This is a genomic window from Hyalangium sp. (assembly GCF_035629615.1).
GTDB lineage: Bacteria > Myxococcota > Myxococcia > Myxococcales > Myxococcaceae > Hyalangium.
In genome coordinates, this window is sequence record NZ_DASPHO010000878.1 from 1 (window position 1) to 3830 (window position 3830).

The following is a 3830-nucleotide window of genomic DNA, read 5'->3' on the forward strand; positions in this document are numbered from 1 at the left end:
GCCGGTTGGTCGCCGCCATGAGGATGACGCCGCGGTTCGAGTCGAACCCGTCCATCTCGACGAGCAGCTGGTTGAGCGTCTGCTCGCGCTCGTCATGGCCGCCGGCGATGCCCGCGTTGCGGCTCTTGCCGATGGCGTCCAGCTCGTCAATGAAGATGATGCACGGGGCCTTGGCGCCGGCCTGGGCGAACAAGTCCCTCACTCGCGCGGCACCCACGCCGACGAACATCTCCACGAACTCGGAACCGGAGAGGCTGAAGAAGGGGACACCCGCCTCGCCCGCCACGGCCCGGGCCAGCAGCGTCTTGCCGGTGCCCGGAGGGCCCACCAGCAGCACCCCCTTGGGGATGCGGCCGCCCAGGCGACGGAACTTCTCCGGCGTCTTGAGGAACTCGACGATCTCGCGCAGCTCGTCCACGGCCTCGTCCACGCCGGCCACGTCCTTGAAGCCCACGCCGGTGTCGACCTCGGCCTGCACCTTCGCGCGCGTCTTGCCAAAGCTCATCACGCTCTGTGGCCCCTGGCCCATGCCCCCGGTCACCCGCCGCATCATGAAGCTCCAGAAGAGCAGCACGAGCCCCATGGGGATCAGCCAGATCCACAACACCTCGGAGAAGCCGGACTGCGGCACCGCCTCGTACTGGATCCCCTTCTCATCCAGCAGCTCCACGAGCGCGTCGTCCCCAGAGACCCGGTAGGCCATCCACGGCAGCGCGTTGAGCTCGCCACGCAGCGCCCGATCCTGCCCAGGCTGCGGCGGAGGCGGCGCGGCATTGTCCTTGAGGAAACCCTTCACCCACTCAGGGGAGATCTGGACACGGGTAAACTGATCCGACTCCACCGCCTCCCGGAACTGGCTGTAGCTGACCCGGCGGACCCCCGCGTCCTGAAAGACATTGCGGAACAACAGGAAGCCCAGCACGAGCAGGAGGATGTAGCCCAGCGGTGAGCCGAACCTGAAGCCCTTGCCCGGTGTCGTTGGCTTCTCCGGCTTACGGCCCTTGAGGCCTGGCCCACCCAGAGGTGTTGGATCCTGCTGCTTCATCGTCGGCACGCTCGCCCCTCCCCACGGCCTCGCGCGCAATGTGGCGAGGCGTCACACCTGCCGGGCAAAGATGGTCACCAGCGCCAGCCCGTCAACCCGACGTGCCTCTTGGGTTGTTGTCATGAGAACGTCAGGTCAACGGCAGTCCGTGCGGTACAACGGTTGACCCGCGAACTCAGAGCCGAGCAGGTAGCCACGCGCACCCTCTGTCAGCGCGATGGCCTCGGCCTGGGCCTGGCTGGCGCCGGGCACCTCGGCCACCTGTCCCGCAATCAGCTCCTCCAGGCTCTGGGCCTGGGGGCGTCGCACCTCCCAGACGCGGGTATAGGTGCGCAGCAGCAACCGCTCGCCCGAGGGGTGGAGATCGGCTCCCGTCGTCAACCGATCGACATCCTGCGGTGCGCGCAGTGTCCCCAGCTTCACGGCCTTCACCGTCTGCTGGGGACTCAGGCCATCCAGCGCGTACATGTCTCCCAGCGAGTCCGGCGTCTTGGTGATGACGGCCAGGCGGCCCGAGCGCGCGTCGATGAGGAGGGACTCCGCGTTGTGGGGACCGTCCGGGTAGGTGAACGCCAGCGTCTCCACGGGGAGGGTGGCATCCTCCAGCAGCTCCGGCTCCGGCACCCGGTAGAGGCGCACCGCCGGCCTGCGCTGGAAGTTGTCTCCAGTGTCCGCCAGGTACAGGCACCAGGGGCCCTCTGCCCGGGCCTCACACGGGCCCACGGCGATGTCCTCGAGATCCCTGGGTGTGGCGCCCGTCAGCGTGAGGGTGACGCGGATCTTCCCGCTGTCCTCGAGGCCATACACACGGAAGGCATTGTCCGAGTCGTTGTGGGCCCAGAACAAGCCCGGGTGCCGGGCGCTGGCGGCCAGCCCTGACAGCTCGCCCAGCTCGGGGGGCACGGTGCCCGTCTGCCGGGGCTCGCTATAGAGGAGGCAGCCAGGCACTCCGACGGCGGGCGCGTAGGCCATGCCCGCATCCGGGGCCACCTCCGGCTGAGGTGACACCGGCTTGGGGCTCGAGCAGGCACACAGCAGGAAAGCGAGCAGCAACACCGGGGCCAGGCGTCGCAGCACGTCAGGCTTCCAGATCGAGCAGCTTCGCCAGCGTCTTCGCGTCCGCGTCCGGGAACTGGTACTGCGACATCTGTTCGAGCGTCACCCAGCGGTGATCGTTGACGCGCAGGTGCTGGAGGGTGGCCGTCGGGTCGCTCAGGCGGCAGCGGAAGACCCGGAAGTCGATGTCATATTTCGGGTACTCGTGGTGCGTGTGCATCGCCTGCTCGAGCACGATGACGTCCACCCCCATCTCCTCGCGGATCTCCCGCGCGAGCGCCTGGGGATCGGTCTCTCCCTCTTCCACCCTCCCGCCTGGAAACTCCCACAGCAGCGGCAGCGTGGCCTTGGGCGGGCGCTGGGTGATGAGGTAGCGCCCTTCGTCGTTCTGGAGCATCGCTCCGACGACCCGGATCTGACGGCGACCCATACGTTCTCCTGTCTCCTCGACACCTCGGAGGGGGGAGGGGCGGCCTAACACAGCGTCCGCCCGCCGCCAATCACCGTCAAAGCCTGCGCACGCTCCTCGGGGAGTGCTACCCCGCCTGCCTCCCGCTCACCGGGGAGGTGTCTCCCGCTTGCGACGCCCCTCCGCCGAGGAAGCACCCCGCCGCCCGGAGGCAGCGCCTCCCGCCCGGCGCGCCGCTGGAGCGGAGGCGGCCCTGGCGGAGGCGCTGCGGGCCCGGCCACGCCGACTCAAGGCCGCCACCTCGCGCTCCGCCTCCCGCCGGCCGTAGAGCTGTCCGATGCGCCACAGGTGCAGGCGCAGCTCGCGGCCGAAGTCTTCACACGAGGGGTAGCGGTCCGTCTTGTTTGGGGCCAGGGCCTTGCGGAGGATGGGGCGCAGCCCCGTGGACAGGGTGCGTGTGGCCTCGGCGACATCCCGCGAGCTCAACGCGCGGATCTGCTCGATGAATGCCCACGTGAGCTTGCGGATCCGCCCCCGGAGCTCCACCACGAGCGCGACCGCGGCCCGATCCCCACTCCCCAGCGCCACGGCCTCCTCCATGCGCTGCCGCAGCTCGCGCAGCTCCTGGGTGACGCGATCGGAGCCCTCGATGAGCGGCCGGCCCGTGAGCAGGTGCAGGAGCACGGCGGCCAGGGAGAACTGATCGGCGCGCCCGTCGATCGCCGCCTTGCGCGTCAGCTCGGGCGAGGCGTACGCGAGGTTGCCGGGCATCGCGTCATCCTCCGTGGGCTGGCGCTCCGGCTGCGAGGACCAGACGGCCCCGAAGTCGGTGAGCTTCACCTGCCCCTGGCTGCCGACAATGATGGTGCTCGGCGCCACGTTGCGGTGGACCAGACGCAGCCAGCGCCCCTGCTCGGAGGTGAGCAGGTGGGCGTGGTGAAGCGCGTCAGCCACCTCGGCCCCCACGTAGCAGGCGAACGCCTCGGTGAGCGGCTTGCCCGCCTGCGTCGCGAGCTCGAGGATCGTGTCGAGCCGGTTCCCCTCCACGTACTCCAGCACGAGGTAGGGGTCTCCCGCCGAGCCCTCCAGATCGTGCATCCCCGCGATACTGGGGTGCCGCAGCCGGGCGGTGATGGCCACCTCCTCCATGAGGCGCCGGTAGTCCTCCTCCCGGCAGTCCCGGCTCAGCCGCTTGAGCACGACGTAGTCGCCCGTGTTCGCGTCGAAGTGACGCCGGGCCAGCAGCAGCTCACCGTGCCAGGTGTGCTCCAGCGGACGAATGAGCTCATACGTCGTGCGACCGGACTGCAGGAGCACGGG

4 protein-coding genes are annotated in these 3830 nt (G+C 69.5%); all 4 read right to left on the minus strand.

Annotated features, from left to right (window positions below):
- A partial coding sequence (locus VD972_RS43885; protein ID WP_324995834.1) for an ATP-dependent metallopeptidase FtsH/Yme1/Tma family protein occupies positions 1-1045 on the minus strand: 1045 nt, incomplete at its 3' end.
- 135 nt (positions 1046-1180) lie between these two features.
- Positions 1181-2122: a hypothetical protein gene (locus VD972_RS43890; protein WP_414654240.1), complete on the minus strand. Its 942-nt coding sequence runs from the start codon at positions 2120-2122 to the stop codon at positions 1181-1183.
- Between the two features lies 1 nt (position 2123).
- Entirely contained in the window at positions 2124-2531 is a 408-nt protein-coding gene (locus VD972_RS43895; protein WP_324995830.1) for a (deoxy)nucleoside triphosphate pyrophosphohydrolase, read from the minus strand.
- Between the two features lie 126 nt (positions 2532-2657).
- On the minus strand, positions 2658-3830 hold a 1173-nt coding region (locus VD972_RS43900), incomplete at its 5' end, for a serine/threonine-protein kinase (RefSeq protein ID WP_324995832.1).